The sequence below is a fragment of the Sphingomonas sp. genome (genome assembly GCF_964263785.1).
Classification (GTDB): Bacteria; Pseudomonadota; Alphaproteobacteria; order Sphingomonadales; family Sphingomonadaceae; genus Sphingomonas.
Genome location: NZ_CAXVWL010000014.1, coordinates 1 through 22,107, shown reverse-complemented (window position 1 = coordinate 22,107; position 22,107 = coordinate 1). Strand labels below are relative to the sequence as shown.

General features: G+C 69.1%; 21 protein-coding genes, 1 tRNA gene and 1 pseudogene. 17 read left to right on the top strand and 6 right to left on the bottom strand.

Translation table 11 applies throughout. The annotated features are described in order from the left end of the window. The first annotated feature begins 19 nt into the window (after positions 1 to 19). The gene (locus tag ACE5C1_RS01320; protein ID WP_374942315.1) at positions 20 to 1,177 is read left to right on the top strand and encodes a glycosyltransferase family 4 protein; all 1,158 of its coding nucleotides are present in this window, start codon (positions 20 to 22) and stop codon (positions 1,175 to 1,177) included. Here ACE5C1_RS01320 and ACE5C1_RS01315 read toward each other — a convergent pair. Next, a complete protein-coding gene (locus ACE5C1_RS01315; RefSeq protein WP_374942258.1) occupies positions 1,149 to 1,469 on the bottom strand; it encodes a DUF2218 domain-containing protein in 321 nt (106 codons plus the stop codon). The genes ACE5C1_RS01320 and ACE5C1_RS01315 overlap by 29 nt on opposite strands. Further along, the gene (locus ACE5C1_RS01310; RefSeq protein WP_374942257.1) at positions 1,466 to 1,996 is read right to left on the bottom strand and encodes a PadR family transcriptional regulator; all 531 of its coding nucleotides are present in this window, start codon (positions 1,994 to 1,996) and stop codon (positions 1,466 to 1,468) included. The genes ACE5C1_RS01315 and ACE5C1_RS01310 overlap by 4 nt, the downstream gene beginning before the upstream one ends. A gap of 191 nt (positions 1,997 to 2,187) precedes the next feature. Between ACE5C1_RS01310 and ACE5C1_RS01305 the strand changes: the two genes are divergently transcribed. The 13 genes from ACE5C1_RS01305 (at position 2,188) to ACE5C1_RS01245 (ending at position 14,878) form a co-directional block, all read left to right on the top strand. Further along, the gene (locus tag ACE5C1_RS01305; RefSeq protein WP_374942256.1) at positions 2,188 to 3,507 is read left to right on the top strand and encodes a replication-associated recombination protein A; all 1,320 of its coding nucleotides are present in this window, start codon (positions 2,188 to 2,190) and stop codon (positions 3,505 to 3,507) included. Continuing rightward, positions 3,491 to 4,882, top strand: coding sequence for a serine hydrolase domain-containing protein (locus ACE5C1_RS01300; protein WP_374942255.1), 1,392 nt, complete (start codon positions 3,491 to 3,493; stop codon positions 4,880 to 4,882). The genes ACE5C1_RS01305 and ACE5C1_RS01300 overlap by 17 nt, the downstream gene beginning before the upstream one ends. After that, a complete protein-coding gene (locus tag ACE5C1_RS01295) occupies positions 4,872 to 5,735 on the top strand; it encodes a hypothetical protein (RefSeq protein ID WP_374942314.1) in 864 nt (287 codons plus the stop codon). The genes ACE5C1_RS01300 and ACE5C1_RS01295 overlap by 11 nt, the downstream gene beginning before the upstream one ends. A gap of 17 nt (positions 5,736 to 5,752) precedes the next feature. After that, positions 5,753 to 5,828 (top strand) — tRNA-Thr (locus ACE5C1_RS01290). A gap of 24 nt (positions 5,829 to 5,852) precedes the next feature. Next, entirely contained in the window at positions 5,853 to 6,548 is a 696-nt protein-coding gene (locus tag ACE5C1_RS01285) for an endonuclease/exonuclease/phosphatase family protein (RefSeq protein WP_374942254.1), read from the top strand. A gap of 18 nt (positions 6,549 to 6,566) precedes the next feature. After that, positions 6,567 to 8,834, top strand: coding sequence for a patatin-like protein (locus ACE5C1_RS01280; protein WP_374942253.1), 2,268 nt, complete (start codon positions 6,567 to 6,569; stop codon positions 8,832 to 8,834). Between the two features lie 66 nt (positions 8,835 to 8,900). After that, positions 8,901 to 9,236 carry a hypothetical protein gene (locus ACE5C1_RS01275; protein ID WP_374942252.1) on the top strand — a complete coding sequence of 112 codons (336 nt, stop codon included), beginning with the start codon at positions 8,901 to 8,903 and terminating at the stop codon, positions 9,234 to 9,236. Next, positions 9,233 to 9,907: an orotidine-5'-phosphate decarboxylase gene (gene pyrF / locus ACE5C1_RS01270; protein WP_374942251.1), complete on the top strand. Its 675-nt coding sequence runs from the start codon at positions 9,233 to 9,235 to the stop codon at positions 9,905 to 9,907. Before ACE5C1_RS01275 ends, pyrF begins: the two co-directional genes overlap by 4 nt. 144 nt (positions 9,908 to 10,051) lie before the next feature. Beyond that, on the top strand, positions 10,052 to 10,678 hold the full coding sequence (locus ACE5C1_RS01265; RefSeq protein WP_374942250.1) for a phosphoribosylanthranilate isomerase: 627 nt from the start codon (positions 10,052 to 10,054) through the stop codon (positions 10,676 to 10,678). Beyond that, a complete protein-coding gene (trpB, locus tag ACE5C1_RS01260) occupies positions 10,675 to 11,904 on the top strand; it encodes a tryptophan synthase subunit beta (RefSeq protein ID WP_374942249.1) in 1,230 nt (409 codons plus the stop codon). The genes ACE5C1_RS01265 and trpB overlap by 4 nt, the downstream gene beginning before the upstream one ends. Beyond that, a complete protein-coding gene (gene trpA, locus ACE5C1_RS01255) occupies positions 11,901 to 12,701 on the top strand; it encodes a tryptophan synthase subunit alpha (protein WP_374942248.1) in 801 nt (266 codons plus the stop codon). Before trpB ends, trpA begins: the two co-directional genes overlap by 4 nt. Beyond that, positions 12,698 to 13,552 carry an acetyl-CoA carboxylase, carboxyltransferase subunit beta gene (gene accD, locus ACE5C1_RS01250; RefSeq protein WP_374942247.1) on the top strand — a complete coding sequence of 285 codons (855 nt, stop codon included), beginning with the start codon at positions 12,698 to 12,700 and terminating at the stop codon, positions 13,550 to 13,552. The genes trpA and accD overlap by 4 nt, the downstream gene beginning before the upstream one ends. Further along, on the top strand, positions 13,553 to 14,878 hold the full coding sequence (locus ACE5C1_RS01245; protein ID WP_374942246.1) for a bifunctional folylpolyglutamate synthase/dihydrofolate synthase: 1,326 nt from the start codon (positions 13,553 to 13,555) through the stop codon (positions 14,876 to 14,878). A gap of 7 nt (positions 14,879 to 14,885) precedes the next feature. On the opposite strand, the gene ACE5C1_RS01240 is transcribed toward ACE5C1_RS01245, so the two are convergent. Both ACE5C1_RS01240 and ACE5C1_RS01235 read right to left on the bottom strand, forming a co-directional pair. Further along, positions 14,886 to 16,607 carry an MFS transporter gene (locus ACE5C1_RS01240; RefSeq protein ID WP_374942245.1) on the bottom strand — a complete coding sequence of 574 codons (1,722 nt, stop codon included), beginning with the start codon at positions 16,605 to 16,607 and terminating at the stop codon, positions 14,886 to 14,888. Between the two features lie 54 nt (positions 16,608 to 16,661). Then, positions 16,662 to 17,093 carry a response regulator gene (locus tag ACE5C1_RS01235; RefSeq protein ID WP_374942313.1) on the bottom strand — a complete coding sequence of 144 codons (432 nt, stop codon included), beginning with the start codon at positions 17,091 to 17,093 and terminating at the stop codon, positions 16,662 to 16,664. Between the two features lie 113 nt (positions 17,094 to 17,206). Between ACE5C1_RS01235 and ACE5C1_RS01230 the strand changes: the two genes are divergently transcribed. Continuing rightward, the gene (locus ACE5C1_RS01230) at positions 17,207 to 18,622 is read left to right on the top strand and encodes a pseudouridine synthase (RefSeq protein WP_374942244.1); all 1,416 of its coding nucleotides are present in this window, start codon (positions 17,207 to 17,209) and stop codon (positions 18,620 to 18,622) included. Continuing rightward, positions 18,622 to 19,173 (top strand): 16S rRNA (guanine(966)-N(2))-methyltransferase RsmD, encoded by a 552-nt coding sequence (gene rsmD / locus ACE5C1_RS01225; protein WP_374942243.1) that lies wholly within the window; start codon positions 18,622 to 18,624, stop codon positions 19,171 to 19,173. The genes ACE5C1_RS01230 and rsmD overlap by 1 nt, the downstream gene beginning before the upstream one ends. Positions 19,174 to 19,344: 171 nt before the next feature. Here rsmD and ACE5C1_RS01220 read toward each other — a convergent pair whose 3' ends face one another. Next, positions 19,345 to 20,604: an MFS transporter gene (locus tag ACE5C1_RS01220; RefSeq protein ID WP_374942242.1), complete on the bottom strand. Its 1,260-nt coding sequence runs from the start codon at positions 20,602 to 20,604 to the stop codon at positions 19,345 to 19,347. 392 nt (positions 20,605 to 20,996) lie between these two features. Next, a pseudogene (locus ACE5C1_RS01215) lies at positions 20,997 to 21,323 on the bottom strand (VOC family protein); the annotation flags it as partial. Between the two features lie 50 nt (positions 21,324 to 21,373). Here ACE5C1_RS01215 and ACE5C1_RS01210 point away from each other — a divergent pair. Then, the coding region (locus ACE5C1_RS01210) for an ATP-dependent helicase (protein WP_374942241.1) at positions 21,374 to 22,107 on the top strand (734 nt) is incomplete at its 3' end.

Sequence of the window (22,107 nt, the reverse complement as noted above, 5' to 3'; positions counted from 1 at the left end):
ATCGTTATCCGCCGCGATGATGCGCCCCCAGGACCTTCGTGTCGCCCTGTTCAGCGGCAATTACAATTACGTCCGCGACGGCGCCAATCAGGCGCTGAACCTGCTGGTCGGCTATCTGCTGGAGCAAGGCGTGAAGGTGCGCGTCTATTCGCCGACCAGCCAGCGGCCCGCATTCGAGCCCGTCGGCGATCTCGTCAAGGTGCGCGCGATGCGGCTGCCGGGGGGGCGCGGCGAATACAAGCTCGCCTGGGGCCTGCCGCCGGAATCGCGCCGCGATCTGGCGGCGTTCGCGCCCAATCTCGTCCATGTCTCCGCGCCCGAGCTGCTCGGCCATGCCGCGGTGGCTTGGGCCCGGCGCAACGATGTCGCCAGCGTCGCGTCGCTCCACACCCGCTTCGAGACGTACCCGCGCTATTACGGCATGGCCTTCTTGGAGCCGGTGCTCGAGCATCTGCTCACGCGCTTCTACAACCGCTTCGACCGCGTCGTCGTGCCCTCCCCCAGCATGGGCGCGTTGCTGCGCGAGTGGGGGGTGACGACACCGATCGGCATCTGGTCGCGCGGGATCGACCATGCGCGGTTCAACCCCGGCCGCCGCGATCTCGCGTGGCGCCGCTCCCTCGGCATCGCCGACGATGCGACCGTGGTGGGCTTTCTCGGTCGGCTGGTGAAGGAAAAGGGGCTCGGCGTCTTCGCGCGCGTCGCGACCGAACTCCGCCGCCGCGGGGTGCCCCACACGGTGCTCGTCGTCGGCGAAGGCCCCGCGCGCGACTGGTTTGCGCAGGCGGTGCCCGAAGCGGTGTTTGCGGGCTTCCTGTCGGGGGACGCGCTTGCCTGCGCGGTCGCCTCGATGGACGTGTTCTTCAATCCCAGTGTCACCGAAACGTTCGGCAATGTCACCACCGAAGCGATGGCCGCGGGCGTTCCCGTCGTCGCCGCGCGCGCGACCGGCGCGGTCGATCTGGTCGTCGAGGGAGAGACCGGCTTCCTGGTGCCCCCACGCGACATCGCCGCTTATGCCGACGTGATCGCACGGATCGTCGCCGATCCGGCGCTGCGCCGCTCCATGGGTGAGGCGGCGCACGCCCGCGCGGCGGAATATCGCTGGGACAGCGCCAACCGCGCGGTGCTCGACACCTATCTGGCGCTTATGAGGAGTCGCGCCAGTCGAACGTAAGCGGCGCCTCGCGAAAGGCGAAGCGGTCGAGATGGCGCGAAACCGCACCCTTCAACCCCTCGAGCTGTTCGGGCGAGGTCGCCTCGATCCGCACATCGAGCGTGTCCGCTCGGGCGTCGAGGGTCACGAGCCCGTCGCCCGGATGGTTAGCGCCGCGCGCATCCTTGGGGAAGACGATCGTGCCATGTTCGGGGGTGAACGCCACCTGCAGATTGTGCGTCCAATGCTTGCACAGCTGCTGGAGGTAACGGCTGGCCGACGCCGTCGGCACATGCGCCGCGGACGTACTCACTTGAGCCGCTCGATCTTCTGGGCGACCGCGTCGATCAGCGCAACCACGTCGTGAAGCGTGTCGTCGGACAGGTCGCCGCGCCCCAGCCGGTCCTGGAGCGCCTGGCGCAGGTTGCCCATCGCACGACGGACCGGTGCGGCATCGGTGCGCTCGCGGTGCGCGCCGACCGCGGCCAGCCGCGCCATCAGCGCATCGACCGCTTCGCTGTTCTCCGTGAGGTGAGCGCGCCCGGCATCGGTAACCGCAAACCGCTTCTTGGCGCCGTCGGACACCTGCTCCTGGGTCAGTCCCATTTCGTCGAGCAGCGTCAGCGTCGGATAGACCACCCCCGGGCTCGGCGCATACGCACCACCGGTCATCTCCTCGATCGCGCGGATCAGCTCGTAGCCGTGGCGCGGTTCGTCCGCGATAAGCTTGAGCAGCACCAGGCGCAACTCGCCGCCATCGAACATCCGCCGTGAGCGGCCGCGGCCCGGCTCCCGGGCGTTCAGCCGTTCCACCCAGTGGAAGAAGCGCTCGACATCCATTTCCGGTCGCCGAACCTGTCCACCACCGCGCGGCCCGCAATCGCGGACGCTTTGCGAAAATCTAAACATGCGAAATCCCTACGACGCCATAATACATCTAAGATACATCTTAGAGTGAATAGATCAAGATATATCGTAGATATGGTCAGCGGCTGATGACGCAAGGGCAGTGAACGCCTATGTCCATTCTCATGGCCGACCTGCTCGCCGGGCTCGAACCCGCCGCCTTACCCGACCCGCCCGCCCCGGACGCGCCGCTCGCCGACCGCATGCGCCCGCGGCGGCTGGAGGACGTCGTCGGGCAGGATCACCTGAACGGCCCTCAGGGCGCGATCAGCCGGATGGTTGCGGCGGGGCGGTTGTCGTCGATGATCCTTTGGGGCCCGCCCGGCACGGGCAAGACGACGATCGCGCGGCTGCTCGCCGATGCGGTAGGCTTGCGCTTCGTCGCGATCTCGGCGGTGTTCTCCGGCGTCGCCGACCTCAAGCGCGTCTTCGCCGAGGCACGCGACCATGCGAAGATCGGCAAGCGCACCCTCCTGTTCGTGGACGAGATTCATCGCTTCAACCGCGCGCAACAGGACGGCTTCCTGCCCTACGTAGAGGACGGCACGGTCACGCTCCTGGGCGCGACGACCGAGAACCCGTCCTTCGAACTCAACGCCGCGGTGCTCAGTCGCGCGCAGGTGCTGATCCTCCACCGCCTGGACCATGCCGCGCTCGACCTCCTGCTTCAGCGCGCTGAGGACCTAGTCGGCAAGCCCCTGCCCCTCGACTCCGCCGCGCGCGACGCGCTGCTCGCCAGCGCCGACGGCGACGGGCGTTTCCTGCTCAACCAGGCCGAGACGCTGTTCGCGATCGACCTGCCCGAACCGCTCGACCCGCTCGCGCTTGGCCAGCTGCTCCAGCGCCGCGTCGCGATGTACGACAAGGACCGCGAGGGCCATTACGGCCTGATCTCTGCGCTCCACAAGTCGATCCGCGGTTCCGACCCGCAAGCCGCGCTCTACTATCTCGCGCGAATGCTGACCGCGGGCGAGGAGCCGCTCTACGTACTGCGCCGCTTGACCCGAGCCGCGGTCGAGGACATCGGTCTCGCCGACCCGCAAGCGCTCGTCCAGTGCATCGCCGCCAAGGACGCGTACGACTTCCTCGGCAGCCCGGAAGGCGAGCTCGCGATCGTCCAGGCCTGCCTCTATCTGGCGACCGCGCCGAAATCGAACGCGACGTACATGGCGCAGAAATCGGCGTGGAAGGTCGCCAAGGAACACGGCTCGCTCAGCCCGCCCAAGTCGATCTTGGGCGCACCGACCAAGCTGATGCGCGACCTCGGCTACGGCGCGGGGTATCAGTACGACCACGACGCAGAGGACGGCTTCTCCGGCGCGAACTACTGGCCCAACGCGCTGCCCCCGCAACGCTTCTACGAACCCACCGAACGCGGATTTGAAAAGCGGCTTGCGGAGCGCCTCGCGTGGTGGGACGAACGGCGCCATGCGAACCCTGCTTAGCCTCGCCCTCCTGCTCGCCGCGCCTGCGGCGGCGCAGCAGGTTTCTGCGCCCGCCCCTTCCCCCTACCCTCGTGCGATCGCGGCAGGGTACAAAGCGGCGATGCTATGTTCGGGCATCTTCAACGCGGGACGCACCGAGGCGCAGATCGAGGCGGACGAGCTACGCGGCATCTACCCCGAATACGACGCCATTGTTCCGACGCTGACTGCGACCGTCGACCGCAGGGTCGGGGTCGTCCAAGTCGCCTGGTCGGAGACGATGCCGCCGCGCCTCGCCTATTGGGCTCGCGATACAGGCTGCGTCACGATGCCCATCGGTGCCGAACCTTCGCCATTGACGGTGGTGCAGGAGAGCATCGGCCCTGCCCCGGCCGATCCGCGCGCGTGGCCACAAGGTGACGGCGGCATTCACCCGCGGCCATCGCCCGTGCTGGCGGCGCGCATCGCTGCGGCGTTCGACGCCCGCACTTACGGCGAAGGATCGAATTCCATCGGCGTGATCGTCGTCGTAAATGGCGGTATCGTCGCCGAACGCTACCGCGCGGGATTTGGCCCGTTCACCGCGAATCGCACTTGGTCGGTCGCCAAGAGCGTCGCCGGCAGCATCATCGGTGCGGCGCAGGCGCGCGGACAGATCGACGTGACCAAGCCGGCTCCGGTACCCGAATGGCGCAGTGGCCTGTGGTTCGAGGCGCGCAAGGCGATCACCACCGACCACCTGCTTCGCATGGCCAGCGGATTGCACAGCGACACCGCCGGCAACCGCACCGACGCGATCTATTTCGGCGGAACCGCTGTTGCCGAACAGGCGACCGGCTGGTCGCTCGAGGCTAAACCGGGAACGCGTTTTCGGTATGCCAACAACGACATCCTGTTGGCCATGCACGCCCTGCGCGGCGCGATCGGGGACCGTGGCCACGCCGACGCGCCGCGCGCTTTGTTCAACGCGTTGGGCATGACGCACACCGTCGCCGAGACCGACTGGCGCGGCGACTTCATCCTCTCCAGCCAGGTCTGGTCCACTGCGCGCGACCTTGCGCGACTCGGCCAATTCTGGCTGCAGGACGGCGTGTGGCAGGGCAAGCGCCTGCTCCCCACAGGCTGGATGCGCTACATGACGACGCCATCGGGCCCGCAGCCCGCCGACGGTCCCGGCTACGGCGCCACGATGTGGCTGTTCGGTCCGAAGCAGGGCTTGCCCGAAGGCAGCTACGCCGCGCAGGGCAATCGCGGGCAGTACGTCATGGTGATCCCCTCCAAACACCTGGTGATCGTCCGCCGCGGCGAGGATCCCGGCGCGGCGCGCTTCGACATCGCGCGCTTCTCCGCCGATATCGCAAAGGCGCTGCCCGAGGCCGACGGCGATCGCCCCTGAGTTCGAGCATTTCGTCGCGATCGACTGGTCGGGAGCGATCGGCCCGCGCCAGCGCGGCATTGCGGTCGCGATCTGCTCGCGCGGCACGGCGGCACCGGTGCTGGTTCGGCCGGGGCACATCTGGTCGCGCATCGAGGTCCATGCGTGGCTCACCGGCGAAATGCCTGCGCGGACCCTCGCCGGCCTCGATCTCGGCGCCTCGCTCCCCTTCGTCGATCGCGGCGCCTATTTTCCCGGCTGGGCGCAAAGCCCGCCCCATGCGCGCGCGCTCTGGGCGCTGGTCGAACGACTCTGCGCCGACGATCCCCACCTCGCCGCCACCGGCTTAGTCGATCACCCCGACGCCGCGCAGCACTTCCGGCGCCACGGCGGGCGCAAGGGCCTGTTCTTCGAGGGCGCCGGCCGCCTGCGCGTGACCGAGCTCGCGCAGCGCGCGCAGGGCCTCAATCCGTACAGCAACCTCAACCTCGTCGGCGCCGCGCAGGTCGGCAAGTCGAGCCTGACCGGCATGCGCGTCCTCCACCGATTGGGCGGCGTCCTGCCGATCTGGCCCTTCGACATGCCAGGCGACACTTCAACGGTGATTGAAATCTACACCACGGTCGCCGCGCTCGCCGGCGGGCGCACGAAAAGCCGCGCCAAGATGCGGACGGTCGAAGATCTCGCCGCGGCGCTGCGCATGATCGGCAGCAAGCCCGTGCCCGGCGCGGGCACCATCGACGACCACAAGAGCGACGCCCTGCTCACCGCCGCCTGGCTCCGCGCCAACGCGCATCGCCCCGAACTGTGGCATCCGCCGGCCATGACCGCACACATCGCGCGCACCGAGGGCTGGACCTTCGGCGTCACCTGACGCATTTACGGCTCCGCGCCGGTTTAGCTCAGTTGGTAGAGCGCCAGTTTTGTAAACTGGATGCCGCGGGTTCGATTCCTGCAACCGGCACCACGACCGCGGCGTTGCACGTCCGGAATGATAAAAGTCGCCAGTTACAACATGCGTAAAGGGATCGGCACCGACCGCCGCCGCAGCCCGGAGCGTATCCTGGAGGTCCTGCGCGAAATCGATGCCGACGTGGTCGCGTTGCAGGAGGCCGACCGTCGCCTGGGTGAGCGCGCCAGCGTCATCCCGCCGCACCTGCTCGACGAACACAGCGACTGGAAGGCGGTCGGCATCGCCAAGCGCGCGCATTCGATGGGCTGGCACGGCAACGCGCTCCTTATCCGCAAATCCGCCGAGGTCGCGGGATGCGATGCGATCCATCTCCCCGCGCTCGAACCGCGCGGCGCGGTTCGGGCCGATATCCGTTTGGGAAGCACCGCGCTGCGGGTCGTCGGCATGCACCTCGACCTGTCGGGACTGTGGCGGCGCAAGCAGGCTGCGGCGATCATCGGCCATTGTCAGGCATGTGCGGAGCCGATGCCCACCGTCATGATGGGCGACCTGAACGAATGGACCGCCGCCGCGGGCTGTCTCCGGGACTTCGCGCGTGACCATGACTTCGCGGCCACCGGCCCCAGCTTCCACGCCCGCCGTCCGGTCGGCCGACTCGACCGAATCATGGTGTCGCGCGACTTGCGAGTGGTGAACTGCGGCGTCCATGCCAGTGCCGCGGCACGCAAGGCATCGGACCATCTCCCGATCTGGGCGGTCCTGGACCACCCTTGATGCGAATTTGGGCCTGAGGTGCACGAAAAGGAACTGCGCCTCGCGCTCGTCTGCTACGGCGGCATCAGCCTTGCAGTCTACATGCACGGCATCACCAAGGAGATCTGGCACCTGGTCCGCGCCAGCCGCGGCCGCGCCGACGGTGCCGCGTCCGCGGGCGGCTCCGAAGCCGTATACGCCGCATTGCTCGACGAGATGGAGGCGCGCGGCGACGTCCGCGTCCGCGTCCTCGCCGACATCGTCGCAGGCGCCAGCGCGGGCGGGATCAACGGCATTTTTTTAGGACAGGCGATCGCCACCGGGCAGAGCCTCGATCCGCTCACCGAGCTGTGGCTGACCTCGGCCGATGTCGAGGCGCTGATCGACACCAATGCCGCGCCGCGGTCGCGCTTTTCCAAGGTCTGGGCGCTGCCGCTCGCGTGGATGGCGGCGGGGCGCAGCGCCGACAGCCTCGACGCGGTGGCCGACGAGGCGACCCGCGAGGAGGTCCGCGCCAAGCTGTCGCACTTCGTCCGCTCGCGCTGGTTCGAGCCGCCGTTCGGCGGCGCGACCTTCACCGGGCTCCTTCTCGACGCGTTCGACGCCATGGCGGCGAGCGAGCGTGGCCCCCGCCTTCTGCCCGCGGGTCAGCCGCTCGACCTGTTCGTCACCGTGACGGATTTCACCGGCCACCCCGAGCGCCTCACCCTCAACTCGCCGGCCGAGGTCGTCGAGACCGAGCATCGCCTCGTGGTCGGCTTCTGCGACCATGGCGCTGCGGTCGACACGCTGGCAGCGGTGCCCGAACTCGCCTTCGCGGCGCGCGCCACTTCGAGCTTTCCCGGCGCCTTTCCGCCCTTCACCGTGCGCGAACTCGACAGCGTGCTGGAGTCCCGGAAGGTGCGCTGGCCCGAACGCGACGCGTTTCTCGAACGCATCCTGCCCCGCCACGCCGCCGCCCGCGGCGCCGAAGCGGCGGTGCTGATCGACGGATCGGTGCTGGCGAACGCCCCTTTCCGCCCGGCCATCGACGCGCTCAAGCAGCGACCGGCACGGCGCGAGATCGATCGCCGCTTCATCTACATCGATCCGCACCCGGGCCTGAAATTCCGCTTCGGCAAGCACGATGCCGAACCCGGTTTCTTTCAGACCATCATCGGCGCGATCAGCGAACTCCCGCGCCAGCAGCCGATCCGCGACAATCTCGAGGCGATCGCCGAACGCTCGGCACGGATCGACCGGATGCGCCATATCGTCGCCGCGATCCGCAGCGAGGTGGAGGGGGAGGTCGAGCAGCTGTTCGGCTACACCCTGTTCCTCGACCGGCCGACGCCCGCGCGCCTCGCCGCATGGCGCCGCCGTGCGCAGGTTGCGGCGACCACCGGGTCGGGTTACGGCTATGCCGCCTACGCGCATATGAAGGTGGCCGGCATCGTCGAGGTGCTCACGCGATTGCTCGACCGCAGCGACGCACCGGGCGGCCCGCGACGGCGGCGGCTACGCGCGCGGCTTGAGGCGGCGGCGGCGACGAGCGGCGCGAATGAGGTCGGCGGCGGTTTTGCTGGCCGCAGCAGCCCGGCCGCCATCGATTTCCTGCGCCGCTTCGACCTGGGCTTTCGCATCCGCCGCCTGCGTCTCCTCGCCCGGCGAATCGCCGAGATCGAGGCGGTCGGAGACGGCATGACGGCGATGCGCGAGGCGGTGTATGCGTCATTGGCCACCTATCTCGACCTGGAGCGCCGCGATCGCCACGCCGATCTACGCCGGGGGGCGCAGGGCGACGGCGCGGCGTTGCTCGACGCGATCGCCGCCTCCTACGACCTGCCGCGCCACGATGCCGAAACCGACGCACGGCTGGCGGAGGGGTTGGCGGGACTGCCCAAGGACACCCGCCGCCCGCTGCTCCTCGCCTATCTGGGTTTCGCCTATTTCGACATCGCGACTCTGCCCTTGCTCCAGGGAGAGGGGCTCGACGAGTTCGACGCGATCAAGGTCGATCGCATAGCCCCCGACGACGCGACCGGGATCCGCAGCGGCGGTGCGGAGGCGACGCTCAAGGGCATCCAGTTCAACAGCTTCGGCGCGTTCTTCAGCCGCGCCTACCGCGAGAACGACTATCTCTGGGGCCGTCTCCATGGTGCGGAGCGGATGATCGACATTACCGTCTCGACCTTGCCCGTACGGCTGCGCGCAGGCCGGGTCGCGGCGATCAAGCGCGCGGCGTTCCTGGCGATCCTGGACGAGGAAGAACCGCGGCTGAGCAGCATCGCGCCGTTGTTCGCGACGTTGCGCCGGGAGATCGGCTGACGACTGGTCAATCGCGCCGCATCGCGCTAGCCTGTACGTCCTGATCAACGGCGCAAAGGGTAGCCGATGCAGTTCCTGAAAATCCTGTTCTGGTGCCTGCTCGCCTTTCTGGCGGCGGTGTTCACCGTCGGGAACTGGAACCGCGTCGACATCCATCTGTGGAACGGCATCACCGCCTCAGTGAACCTCCCGCTGCTGTTGCTGATCATGTTCCTGGCCGGGCTGGTGCCGACGCTCGCCTATCATCACGCGGTCCGCTGGCGGCTGCGCCAGCGGTTGCAGGCCGCGGAGCAGCGTGCCGCGGTGCTGAGCGCGCCTGTTCCCGTCGCGTTGCCGGCGACGCTGCTGAACGAAACCGTGCCGCAGCCGTCTCCGCCGACGATCCCGACCGCCGTCGCATGAGCAGCCGCATCTATCTGGCCCTCGACACGACCGATCTCGCGGCGGCAAAGGCGCTGGCGACGGGGGTGCGGCACCATGTCGGCGGCGTGAAGCTCGGGCTCGAATTCTTCTGCGCGCATGGTCAGCCCGGCGTGCGTGAGATCGCGGCGCTTGGCCTGCCGGTATTTCTCGACCTCAAGCTGCACGACATCCCCAACACCGTCGCCAAGGCGGTGCGCGCGCTCGCCCCGCTCGATCCGGCGATCCTTACCGTCCACGCAGGTGGTGGACGCGCGATGATGGAGGATGCCAAGGCTTCGGCGCCCCCGGGGACGAAGGTGGTGGCGGTGACGATGCTGACCAGCCTCGACGCGAACGATCTGGCGGCGACCGGGGTGGAGGGAAGCGCGCACGACCATGTCGTCCGCCTCGCCGAACTGGCGCGCGACTCGGGGCTGGACGGCATCGTCTGCTCGGGCGCCGAGGTCGCCGCGGCGAAGGCGATCTGGCCGAAGGGCTTTTTCGTCGTCCCCGGCGTGCGGCCGATCGAAGACACGCTGGGCGACCAGAAGCGCGTCGTGACCCCGCGGGCCGCGTTGGACGCAGGTGCCTCGATCCTGGTCATCGGCCGCCCCATCACTGGCGCTGAAAACCCCGACACCGCCGCCCGCGCGATCGGCGCGACTTTATAGTCCCTCTCCCGCCGGGAGAGGGAGGGAGGCGCGAAGCGCCGGAAGGGTGAGGGTGAACCGCTCGGCTCTTGTCGCCCTCGCCCTCCCACTGCCTTCGGCAGCGGGCCACTCCCTCTCCCGGCGGGAAAGGGGTAAGGACAACATATGACCTTTACCAAGATCTGCGGCCTCTCCGCGCCCGAGACCCTCGACGCGGCCCTGCGCGGCGGCGCGAGCCACGTCGGTCTCGTGTTTTTTGCGGCCAGCCCGCGCAACGTCGATTACGATCGTGCCGCCGAGCTCGCGGCGCGAGTGCCCGCGCATGTCCGCCGCGTCGGCGTCTTCGTCGATCCGGCCGACGAGGTGCTGGAGCGCGCGTCCGCCCATATCGATGTCGTCCAGCTCCACGCCACGGCGCCCTCTCGCGCGGCAACCATCCGCGCGAAGCTGGCCCGCGAAGTCTGGGCGGCGGTCGCGGTGCGGACGCGGGCCGACCTCGACCTCGCACGCAGCTATACGGATGCGGCCGACCGCATCCTTTATGACGCCAAGACGCCGGAGGGCGCGGCGCTGCCCGGCGGCATGGGCGTCCGCTTCGACTGGGCGCTGCTCGACGGCTTCCGCCACCCGCTCCCCTGGGTGTTGTCGGGCGGCTTGGACCCGAGCAACGTCGCCGAAGCGATCCGGCGTACCGGCGCGCCGCTGGTCGACGTATCCTCGGGAGTCGAGAGCGCGCCCGGGGTCAAGGATGTGGACAAGATCGCCGCCTTCCTTAAAGCCGCCCGACTATGAACGCGCCCAACTCCTTTCGCGCCCAGCCTGACGAACGCGGCCATTTCGGCCAGTTCGGCGGGCGCTACGTCGCCGAGACGCTGATGCCGCTCGTCCTCGACCTCGACCGCGAATACCGCGCGGCCAAGGCCGATCCGGCGTTCCAGGCCGAGTTCGACGACCTGCTCGAACATTACGTCGGTCGGCCATCGCCGCTCTATCACGCCGAGCGATTGACCGCAGCGCTGCGCGAGAGCGCGCCCGATGGCATGGGCGCGCAGGTATGGTTCAAGCGCGACGAGTTGAACCACACCGGCGCACACAAGATCAACAACTGCATCGGCCAGATCCTGCTCGCGATCCGCATGGGCAAGACGCGGATCATCGCGGAGACCGGCGCGGGCCAGCACGGCGTCGCCACGGCGACGGTCTGCGCCCGCTTCGGCCTGCCCTGCGTGATCTACATGGGGGCGCGCGACATCGAGCGGCAGCAGCCCAACGTGTTCCGCATGAAGTTGCTCGGCGCCGAAGTCCGCCCGGTCACCAGCGGTGCGCATACCCTCAAGGACGCGATGAACGAGGGCATGCGCGACTGGGTCGCCAACGTCCACGACACCTTCTACATCATCGGCACCGCTGCGGGCCCGCACCCCTATCCCGAGCTCGTCCGCGATTTCCAGAGCGTGATCGGCCGCGAGGCGCGCGAACAGATGCTCGCACGCGTCGGACGCCTCCCCGACCTGCTCGTCGCGGCAATCGGCGGGGGATCGAACGCGATCGGCTTGTTCCACCCGTTCCTCGACGATGCCGACGTAGCGATGCTAGGCGTCGAGGCCGCGGGTCACGGCCTCGACAAGCAGCACGCCGCCAGCCTGGCGGGCGGCGCGCCGGGTGTGCTCCATGGCAACAAGACGTATCTGCTCCAGGACGAGGACGGTCAGATCACCGAGGCGCACTCGATTTCCGCCGGCCTCGACTATCCCGGCATCGGCCCCGAGCACGCCTGGCTGCGCGACATCGGCCGCGTGCAATACGATAGCGCAACCGACGTAGAGGCGCTCGACGCATTCCAGCTGCTATGCCGCACCGAAGGCATCATCCCCGCGCTCGAGCCGTCCCACGCCATCGCAGCGGTAGCGCGCAAGGCACGCGAAATGCGCGAAGACCAGATCATCCTCGCCAACCTGTGCGGTCGCGGCGACAAGGACATCTTCACGGTAGCCGAGGCGCTGGGAGTGCAGATGTGAGTCGGTTCGCCGCCGCATTTTCGAAGGGTCGTCCCGCCCTTGTCGCCTTCGTCACCGCAGGCGATCCGACCCCCGCGGCAACCCCGGCCATCCTCGATGCGCTCGTCGCGGGCGGGGCGGACGTGATCGAGCTCGGCATGCCGTTCACCGATCCGATGGCGGATGGCCCCGCGATCCAGGCGGCGAACATCCGCAGCCTCGCAGCGGGCACAAGAACCGCCGATATCTTGCGGATAGCCAAGGGCTTTCACGCGCGCCATCCGGACGTGCCGCTGGTACTGATGGGCTACGCCAACCCGATGTTACGCCGCGGCCCCGAGTGGTTCGCGGCAGCCGCTGCGGAGGCGGGCGTCGATGGCGTGATCTGCGTCGACCTGCCCCCGGAAGAGGACGACGCGCTCGGCCCCGCCTTGCGCGCCCACGGTATCGCGCCGATCCGCCTCGCCACGCCGACCACCGATACCACCCGCCTCCCCGCCGTCCTCGATGGCGCGAGCGGCTTCGTCTATTACGTGTCGGTGGCAGGCATCACCGGACTTCAGCAGGCACAGCAGGCATCGATCGACACCGCGGTGGCGCGCCTGAAAGCCGCGACCGACCTCCCCGTCGCGGTCGGCTTCGGCATCCGCACGCCCGAACAGGCCGCCGCAGTCGCGCGGGTTGCCGATGGCGTCGTCGTCGGCTCGGCCATTGTAGAGATCGTGGCGCAGCACGGCGCCGGTGCCGCCGAGCCGGTTCGAACCTGTATCGCAAGTCTCGCCCAAGCCATTGCTTGCGCCGGAAAGGTCACGTCATGAGCTGGCTCAACAGCGTCCGCAACGCTTTGCCCTTCGTCTCGAAGCGGGAAACGTCCGAAAACCTGTGGCACAAGTGCAAAGGCTGCGGGCAAATGGTGTTCACCAAGGAGTTAGAGGAGAACGGCTTCGTCTGCCCAAGGTGCGACCACCACGATCGCATCGGTCCCACCGAACGCTTCCGCCAGCTGTTCGACGCCGGCACATCGGCGATCGTTCCCGCCGCCAAGGTGCCCGAAGACCCGCTGAAGTTCCGCGACACCAAGCGCTACGCCGATCGCCTCAAAGCGGCGCGGACCGATACCGCCGAGCCCGATGCGCTGGTCAACGCGACCGGCACGATCGAGGGCCATCGCGCGGTCGTCGGGGTGCAGGATTTCGCCTTCATGGGCGGGTCGATGGGCCTGGCAGTTGGCGAGGCGTTCGTGCGCGGGGTCGAGACCGCGATCCGAGAGCGCGCGCCCTACATCATCTTCACGGCCAGCGGCGGCGCGCGGATGCAGGAGGGCATCCTCAGCCTGATGCAGATGCCGCGCAGCACCGTGGCGATCCAGATGCTCCACGACGCCGGGCTCCCCTACATCGTGGTGCTGACCGACCCGACCTCGGGCGGCGTCATGGCGGCGTACGCAATGCTCGGCGACGTTCAGATCGCCGAGCCCAAGGCGACGCTCGCCTTCACCGGCCGCCGCGTCATCGAGAGCACGATCCGCGAGAAGCTGCCGGAGGATTTCCAGACTTCGGAATACTATCTCGACCACGGCTTGATCGACATGGTGATCCACCGTCACGATCTTCGCGCAAAGCTCGCAACCATCATCGGCTATCTATCGGGACAGAAGAAGGCCGCGTAAGTGGCTGATCACGCCACATCTTCAGCGCCGGCTGTTCAGGCGCAGCTCGACCGGCTCTGGGCGCTATCGCCGGGCGCCGATATCCTTGGGTTGGAGCGGATCACCCGGCTGCTCGCCCGGCTCGGCAACCCCGAGCGTCGCTTGCCGCCGGTGTTCCATGTCGCGGGCACCAACGGCAAAGGCTCGACTTGCGCCTTCCTGCGCGCGGCGCTTGAGGCCGCAGGGCACCGGGTCCACGTCTATTCCAGCCCTCACCTCGTCCGCTTCAACGAACGCATTCGCCTTGCCGGACGGCTGATCGACGACGACGCGCTCGCGGCCCTGCTTGCCGATGTCCTCGACCAGGCGGACGGCATCGGCGCGAGCTTCTTCGAAGTCACCACCGCCGCTGCGTTGCTTGCCTTTGCGCGCACGCCCGCCGACGCCTGCGTTGTCGAGGTGGGTCTGGGCGGCAGGCTCGACGCGACCAACGTTCTGCTCCGCCCTGCCGCCTGCGGCATCGCCCAACTCGGCGTCGACCACGAAGCCTTTCTCGGCTCCGACCCCGTCGGCATCGCGCGCGAGAAAGCGGGTGTCGCGAAGCCGCATGCGCCTCTGGTTACGCTCGCCTACGATCAAGCGATCACCGCCGCCGTCAACGACGTCGCAACCGTAGCAGGCGCGCCGGTGCTGGCACTCGGTCGAGACTGGCACATCCAGCATCACGCAAGCGGCAGCCGCTACCGCGACGCGCACGGCACGCTGGACCTGCCGCACCCGACGCTGGCGGGCAGCCACCAGGTCCTGAACGCCGGGCTCGCCGCGGCGATGCTTCGCTATCAGACGCAGGTCGCGGTCCCGGATGCGGCGTTGCAGGCGATGCCGCTCGCGGCGCGCTGGCCCGCGCGGATGCAGCGCTTGCGCGACGGTCCGCTCACCCGGCGGCTCTCGCCCGAGCAGCGGCAGTTCGGCGTGTGGCTCGACGGCGCGCACAACCTCGCGGCCGCGCAGGCGATCGGCGACACGTGGACCAATGGCGTGGCGACTGCGGTCGTCGCCGGGATGCTGGCGAACAAGGACGCCGAGGGCGTGATCGCCGAACTGGTGGATACCAGCAGCGCGTGCACCTTCGTCGGCGTGCCGGTGCCCGGCCACGCGCATCATGCCCCCGAAGACCTGGCCACGCTCGCCCGCGATCACGGCGCGACCGCCGCCTACGCTGCTCGGTCCATCGAGGACGCATTCGACCTGCTCGCGCGAACCGGCGGTGGATCGTCGGTGCTGGTAGCGGGTTCGCTGTACCTTGCGGGACTCGTCCTGACCGCCAATGGCGAGCTGCCCGACTGAGCCGAGCTCAGGTGTCGCTCCCCGTCCCACCCACCTCGGCCCGCCGCGCCACCACGGTCGCCCGCCACCATTCCAGCAGCACGAACCCGATCGCCAGCAACCCTACCGCCGCCACCGAACGGAACACGGTCGCATAGCCGTAGGTGTCGAACGCCTCGCCCGCGACCCCGCGCCCGAGCGACCCGATCAGGAAGGTCAGCGACGACAGCAGCGCATATTGCACCGCCGCGAACCGCTTCGACACGATCGTCGAGACATAAGCGACGAACGCCGCGCCCGCGATGCCCGTCGAGATGTTCTCCGCCGATATCGTCATCAGCAGCCGCACCATGCGCAGGTCGCTACCCATCGCGCTCGCCAACACGTCCAGCCGCAGCGCGCGCGCGACCACATCGATGTGCAGCCCGCCGTCCGCCAGGTCGGCGTAGAGGAAGTTGCCCAGGATCGGCAGCGTCGCACCGATCAGCACGGTAGCGAACCGCCCAATCTTGAGGAACAGGATGCCGCCGATGCTCACCCCCAGGATCGTCATGACGATGCCGAAGATCTTCGATGCGAACGCGACCTCGTCCTTGGTATAATGCAGATAGTCGAGATAGAACGGGTAAGCGAACGAGGCCCAGACGTTGTAGCAAAGCGAATAGGTCAGGATCAGCCCGATCACGATCAGCACGCCCCAGCGCAGCCGTGCGACCAGCTCGTCGAGCGGCGCGATCAGCGCCATGTAGAGGTGGTCCGCCGCGGCGCGTCTCCCCAGCGGAATCGCCGCAGTCTCATGCTGGACATGCCGCCCGCGCGCCTTGAGCCCGTTGATCGCGGCGGCGACCGCCAGCGGGACGAGGATCGTCGCCGCGACGATCGGAGGGCCGTAATGTTTTAGGAAGTCGCCCGCCGAGGGCGCGACCGTGCCGGGCTCTGGCGGGGTCAGGATGCCGATCATGAAGTGCACGATGGTCAGGATCGCCCAACCCCAGCACAGGCCGACGACCGCCAGCGCGACGCCGCGCGCACGCCGGTCGATCTCGCCGGGCTGCATCAGCGCCTCATGCTGCGCGGCGCGCGGCGGGCGCTCGGTATCGGGGGCGAACAGCGCGATGCCGGTCAGCAGCGCCATCAGCGCGGCCATGACGAGGTACACCGCAGGCCACGACATCCGCGCTGCCAGGAAGAGCGCAAACGCCCCGCCGACGATCGCGGCGGAGCGATGGCCGAACTGATAGAGCGCCGACAGCAGCTCGACCGGGGTGTCTTCGTCGGCGACGTCGATCCGCCACGCGTCGATCGCGATGTCCTGCGTCGCCGACGCCAGCGCGCCGATGACCGCGAAGATCGCGAAGGTGCCGAGCGCGGTAGCCGGATCGGTCGCCGCCAGCCCGATCAGCGCGACGACCATGAGCGCCTGGCACACCACGATCCAGCTCTTGCGCCGCCCGATCCGCCCGACCCCGGGCAACCGCCACCGGTCGACCACCGGCGACCACAGGAACTTGAAGGCATAGGCGATGCCGATCCACGACAGCACGCCGATCGTCGCCAGATTGACCTTCGCCTCGCCCAGCCATGCGTTGAGCGTCCCGATCAGGAGGGCGAACGGCAGGCCGGAGGAGAAGCCGAACGCCAGCATCGTTGCCGCCTTGCGCGTCTTCAGCGCCGCCTTCAGCAGCCGCCATCCCTTGGGCCGCGCCCGTGTTGCGCCGCTATCGCCGGCCGTTTTCGTACCCGTATTCATCGGGCAAACCCTAGCGCCGTTTCGCGGTGGCGCCAGTCCTCGGGTCGGCCTGCCTCAGGCCGACGCAGCGAACAGCGTGAGCCCGCCTGGCAGCCGTTTTGCCGCCTTGCCCTCCATCGCCTGCTCAATCGCAGCGATCGCGGCGATCAGGTCACGCTGCGCATAGGGTTTGGCGAGGCATCCATGCGCCAGCGCCGCCGCCTCGACCGGGCAGTTGCCGGTAACGAACAGCACCGCGACCCCCGCCGCCTGCGCCGCGCGCGCCACGTCGACCCCAGACCCGTCGGCGAGCTGGATGTCGAGCAGCACCATGTCGACCGTCGCGCCACCATCGATCACCCGAATCGCATCGGCCACCCGGTCGACCGTCGCGACGATGGTATAGCCTGCGTCGGTCAGGTGATGCTCGGTGTCGAACGCGACCAGCGGCTCGTCCTCGACGACGAGCAGGCGTTCGATCCGCCGCTTTTTCCTCCCGAACACCATGACCATCCCCGAACGAGTCGCACGATAACGCTTGTGGAACGATCGCGTCGCAAAAACCGCACGCGCACGAAAATTTTCGCGCGCACGGCCATTCGCATGTATCTGCGTGCGCGATGACTACAGAGAAGCGCCCGGAACCCCGGCCGGAACACCGTATCGCCAAGTTGCTCGCGCGCGCCGGCATCGCGTCGCGGCGCGAGATCGAGCGGATGATCGCCGACGGCCGAGTCGCGCTCGATGGCACGGTGCTCGACACGCCGGCGACCGTGCTGCCGTCGCTGCGCGGGGTGACGGTCGACGGCGATCCGGTCGAGGCGGCCGAAGCGGCGCGGCTGTTCGTCTATCACAAGCCGCCGGGGCTGCTCGTTACCGAGCGCGACCCGGCCGGGCGCCCCACGATCTACGACCGGCTGCCCACCGATCTGCCTCGCGTCGTGCCCGTCGGCCGCCTCGATCTGGCGACCGAAGGGTTGCTGCTGCTGACCACCGACGGCGGCTTGAAGCGGACGCTGGAACTGCCCGCGAGCGGGGTCGAGCGTGCCTATCGCGCGCGCGCCTATGGCGAGATCACCCAGGCACGGCTCGAGGACCTGATGGACGGAGTCGAGATCGAGGGCGTCCGCTACGGCCCGATCAACGCCAATCTCGAACGCCGCACCGGCGCCAACGTTTGGATCGAGCTGATCCTGACCGAGGGCAAGAACCGCGAGGTCCGCCGCGTCCTCGAATATCTGGGGCTTCAGGTCTCGCGGCTGATCCGCACCCGCTACGGCCCGTTCATCCTGGCCGACCTGCCCGCCGGCGCGATCGGCGAAGTCTGCCAGAACGATCTGGTCGCCTTCACCAAGGCGCTCAAGGACGGGCGATCGAGCGACGTCCGCGTCGAGCCGGTCGAACCGCGCACCTCCGCCCGCGGCACACGTACGCCGCAGACGGTCGCACGGCGCCCGCGACCGGAGCGAACGACCGCCCAGGCCGGTGCGGCCCCTGCGCGCACCGCCCCTGCTCACACGGCTCAGGCTCGCACAGCCTTGGCCCGCACGGCCCCGGCCCGCTCGGCAACGGTCCGCGCGCCGCAGCCCGGGGCCGCTTCGTCACAGTCGGCACCGGCGCGTCCGGCACGCGCCAAGCCGGAGCGGATCAGGCCGACCACAGTGACCGAGCGCGGCGACGCGGCCAACCCGTGGACCCGGCCCCAGCCGGGCGAGCGTCCGGCACGCCCCGCAACCCACAGGGCCACGCCCACCCGCCGCGACGATCGGGACCGCGGCGAGCCGCTGAGCACCAGCCCGTCCGGGCCGCCCAAGGTCAAGCATTTCCGCGCCGCCAAGCCGCCGCGCAATGCCGTTGCGAGCGACGCGCGTCCGGCCGCGCCGCTCGACAGGCGCGCCGCCCGCAGCGCACGCGGCCGCCCCACCGACGACGGCACGCCCCGGCCCCCGCGTGCGCCCCGACCGGCGCAGCCCGGCAAGGGACCGTCGGCCGGGCGCGGACATCCGCCGCGCGCCCCCCGCGGGGGCAAGCGCTGATGCGGGTCATCGCGGGGGCATGGCGCGGGCGGACCATCGTCGCGCCGAAGGACGACGCCACGCGGCCGACCGCCGACCGGGTGCGCGAGGCACTGTTCTCGATGCTCGCCAGCCGCCTGGGCAGCTTCGAGGGGCTCGCGGTGGCCGACCTGTTCGCCGGCTCGGGCGCGCTCGGCATCGAGGCGCTGTCGCGCGGTGCGGCGTCGTGCCTGTTCGTCGAGCAGGACCGCGTGGCCCTGGACGCCTTGCGCGCCAACCTCGCCAAACTCGAAGCCCGCGGCGATGTCCGTGCGGGATCGGTCATGGCGCTCCCGCCCGCGTCCAAGCCGCTCGATCTCATCCTGATGGACCCCCCCTACGGCACCGGCGCGGGAGTCGTCGCGCTCGACCGGCTGGCCCGGCTCGGCTGGACCGGCCCCGCGACCTGGGTCAGCATCGAGACCGCCAAGGCCGAGGAGGTCGACGTCGCAGGCTTCGAGGTCGACGTGACCCGCGTTCACGGCAAGGCGCGGATCACGCTGCTGCGCGCGACCGAGGCGGAAGGTCACTGAAAAGTCACACCGAACGCGATCCGTTTACCCGCCCGGATCGGATGACGTTGACTCTGATTGACACGTGATCGTGTGCCGATCGTTTCCATTCATGCACCCTTGAGGAAGATCGGCCCGAGTCTTCGCCCGGGCTGCCACGATCCGGCTCTGTAGGACAGCGAGGATCTTCGTTCAGGCGGCTTTCGGACGCATGGCAATCAGCGCCACTAGGCTCAGTGCCGCCGCGGCGCTCAGATACCAGCCGACCGCCGCGAGCCCCTGCCGCATCGCCAGCCCCTGCGCGACCAACGGAGTCAGCCCGCCGCCGATCACCCCCGCGACGTTGAACGCGATCGATGCGCCGGTGTAGCGCACGCGCGGCGGGAACAGCCCCGGCAGCCACGCGCCGAGCGGGCCGTAGACGAAGCCCATCGCGAACAGGGTCAGTGCCAGGAATGCGAACGCCCCACCCGCGCCGGCCGCCATCAGCGGCGCGATGGCGAAGCCGACCAGGATCGTCGCGACGCATCCGCCCGCCAGCACGCGCCGCTCGTCGAACCGCGTATCGGCGAGCCACGCCGCGATCCAGATGCCCGCCGCCATGAACAGGATCGCGCCCAATTGCATCAGCAGGAACGCCTGCATCGTAAACCCGAGCGTCTTGGTGCCGTAACCGAGCAGGAAGGCGGTGCCGACGTAATAAGCCGCAAAGCAGGCGATCGCGCCGATCGTGCCGGTCAGCGTCGCGCCGAGGTGACGGCCGAACAGCTCGGCGATCGGCACCGCGGGCGGCGGCGCTTGCGCCAGCGCGGCGGCGAACTCGGGGGTCTCCGTCAGCTTGAGGCGGATCCAGAGGCCTACCGCGACCAGCAGCGCGCTGACCGCAAAAGGGATGCGCCAGCCCCAGTCGCGGAACTCGGCCGGAGTCAGCCAGACTCCGAGCAGCAGAAACAGCCCATTCGCCGCGATGAACCCGGCGGGCGCCCCGAGTTGCGGCGCGGAGCCGTAGCGCGCGCGCCACCCCGGAGGGGCATGCTCGACCGCGAGCAGCGCCGCCCCGCCCCACTCGCCACCGAGCCCGAACCCCTGGCCGAAGCGCAGCACGCACAAGGCGACCGGCGCGATCCATCCCGCCTGCGCATAGGTCGGCAGCACGGCGACCAGCACGGTCGATATCCCCATCGTCAGCAGGCTGGCGACCAGCGTCGACTTGCGCCCGATCCGGTCGCCAAAATGCCCGAACACGACGCTCCCCACCGGCCGCGCGAAGAACGCCACCGCCAGCGTCGCGAAGGCGGCGAGTTGCTGCGTGCCGGGCGCACCCTTGGGAAAGAACAGCTCGCCGAACACCAGCGCGGCGGCGGTCGCATAGACGTAGAAGTCGTAGAATTCGACCGTGGTACCGACGAAGCTGGCGGCCAGCACCCGGCGCGGCGATGCGGGCGCCGTCATCCGTGTACCAGCACCGCAGCCATCCGCGGCACCACCGCCTGCAACCCCTTCATCGGCCGCATCATGACGGTGAAGCTGGTGATGAGCCCCGCCGCGTTCCACGCGATCATGTCGACGCCGTGGACCGCGATGCCGTCCAGATCGAGCGCGAATTCCAGCACCGCGGACCGCTCCGCCCGCCACTCGCCGACGTAGCGGAACGACGGCACGCCGAGCACCTCGGCGGCGGCAAGCAGGTACTTCAGCGTCACCGCTTTGCCGACCTGCGGTGTGTGCACTGCCGGCGATCGGAACACGACATCGTCGTCGAGCAGCGCGCTCAGCGAAGCCTCGCTCGGCGCCGCCATATAGGCATGCCACGCCGCGACCGGATCGATCGCGGGCGCGTCCGCGCGCACCGCCGCCAGTTCGTGCCCTTCGGGGTCGCGAAAGTGGAACCGCCGCCGGCCGGGGAACGCGAACACCGGCTTGGTCACCGTCCCGCCCGCGCCCTTGACCGCGGCCAGCGCCGCGTCCAGATCGTCGACGTCGATCACCGGCAGCGCCGCCGCGCTCGTCTCCGCCGCATCGGCCTGCAACCCGACATCGGTGTCGCCACTCGTCGTCGCCGCATAGCTCGGTCCGAAATCGACGAAGGTCCAGCCGAACGCCGCGCCATAGAATGCCTTCGCCCGAGCGGTTTCCGCTACCGGCAATTCCAGATAGTTCAACTGCGCCACCCGCATCCTCCCGCTTGCCCTGCGTCCCCGCGTTCCCTACCTGTTCGACGGTGACCGCGCCAGCCCAGACACTCGACGACCCGCCCTACCTCCGCGGCCTCAACCCGCCGCAGCGCGAGGCGGTGCTGACCACAGACGGCCCCGTCCTGATGCTCGCAGGCGCGGGCACCGGCAAGACCGCGGCGCTCACCGCCCGGCTCGCGCATCTACTATACACTCGGAAAGCGTACCCGTCCGAGATCCTCAGCGTCACCTTCACCAACAAGGCCGCGCGCGAGATGCGCGAGCGCGTCGGTCGGCTGGTCGGCGATGCGGTCGAGGGCATGCCCTGGCTCGGCACCTTTCACGCGATCGGCGCGAAGATGCTCCGCCGCCATGCCGAGCTCGTCGGGCTGCAATCGAACTTCACCATCCTCGACACCGACGACCAGCTGCGGCTCCTCAAGCAACTGATCCTCGCCGCCGACATCGACGAGAAGCGCTTTCCCGCGCGATCACTCGCCGGGCTGATCGACGAGTGGAAGAACAAGGGCCTCATCCCGCGCGACGTCGACGCGGGCGAGAGCGAACGCTATGCCAACGGTCGCGGCGGCGAGCTGTACGAGCAATATCAGGCGCGGCTGAAGGCGGTGAACGCCTGCGACTTCGGCGACCTGCTGCTCCACATGCTGGTGATCCTGAAAACCCACCGCGACGTGCTCGAATTGTACCAGCAACGCTTCCGCTACATCATGGTCGACGAGTACCAGGACACCAACAGCGTCCAATACCTCTGGCTGCGCCT

Bases quoted from the DNA above. Each gene is read 5' to 3' on its own strand.
- ACE5C1_RS01320 (WP_374942315.1), top strand. From the start codon at position 20: ATGCGCCCCCAGGACCTTCGTGTCGCCCTGTTCAGCGGCAATTACAAT.
- ACE5C1_RS01310 (WP_374942257.1), bottom strand. From the start codon at position 1,996: ATGGATGTCGAGCGCTTCTTCCACTGGGTGGAACGGCTGAACGCCCGG.
- ACE5C1_RS01305 (WP_374942256.1), top strand. From the start codon at position 2,188: ATGGCCGACCTGCTCGCCGGGCTCGAACCCGCCGCCTTACCCGACCCG.
- ACE5C1_RS01300 (WP_374942255.1), top strand. From the start codon at position 3,491: ATGCGAACCCTGCTTAGCCTCGCCCTCCTGCTCGCCGCGCCTGCGGCG.
- ACE5C1_RS01285 (WP_374942254.1), top strand. From the start codon at position 5,853: ATGATAAAAGTCGCCAGTTACAACATGCGTAAAGGGATCGGCACCGAC.
- ACE5C1_RS01275 (WP_374942252.1), top strand. From the start codon at position 8,901: ATGCAGTTCCTGAAAATCCTGTTCTGGTGCCTGCTCGCCTTTCTGGCG.
- pyrF (WP_374942251.1), top strand. From the start codon at position 9,233: ATGAGCAGCCGCATCTATCTGGCCCTCGACACGACCGATCTCGCGGCG.
- ACE5C1_RS01265 (WP_374942250.1), top strand. From the start codon at position 10,052: ATGACCTTTACCAAGATCTGCGGCCTCTCCGCGCCCGAGACCCTCGAC.
- trpB (WP_374942249.1), top strand. From the start codon at position 10,675: ATGAACGCGCCCAACTCCTTTCGCGCCCAGCCTGACGAACGCGGCCAT.
- accD (WP_374942247.1), top strand. From the start codon at position 12,698: ATGAGCTGGCTCAACAGCGTCCGCAACGCTTTGCCCTTCGTCTCGAAG.
- ACE5C1_RS01240 (WP_374942245.1), bottom strand. From the start codon at position 16,607: ATGAATACGGGTACGAAAACGGCCGGCGATAGCGGCGCAACACGGGCG.
- ACE5C1_RS01235 (WP_374942313.1), bottom strand. From the start codon at position 17,093: ATGGTGTTCGGGAGGAAAAAGCGGCGGATCGAACGCCTGCTCGTCGTC.
- ACE5C1_RS01230 (WP_374942244.1), top strand. From the start codon at position 17,207: ATGACTACAGAGAAGCGCCCGGAACCCCGGCCGGAACACCGTATCGCC.
- rsmD (WP_374942243.1), top strand. From the start codon at position 18,622: ATGCGGGTCATCGCGGGGGCATGGCGCGGGCGGACCATCGTCGCGCCG.
- ACE5C1_RS01220 (WP_374942242.1), bottom strand. From the start codon at position 20,604: ATGACGGCGCCCGCATCGCCGCGCCGGGTGCTGGCCGCCAGCTTCGTC.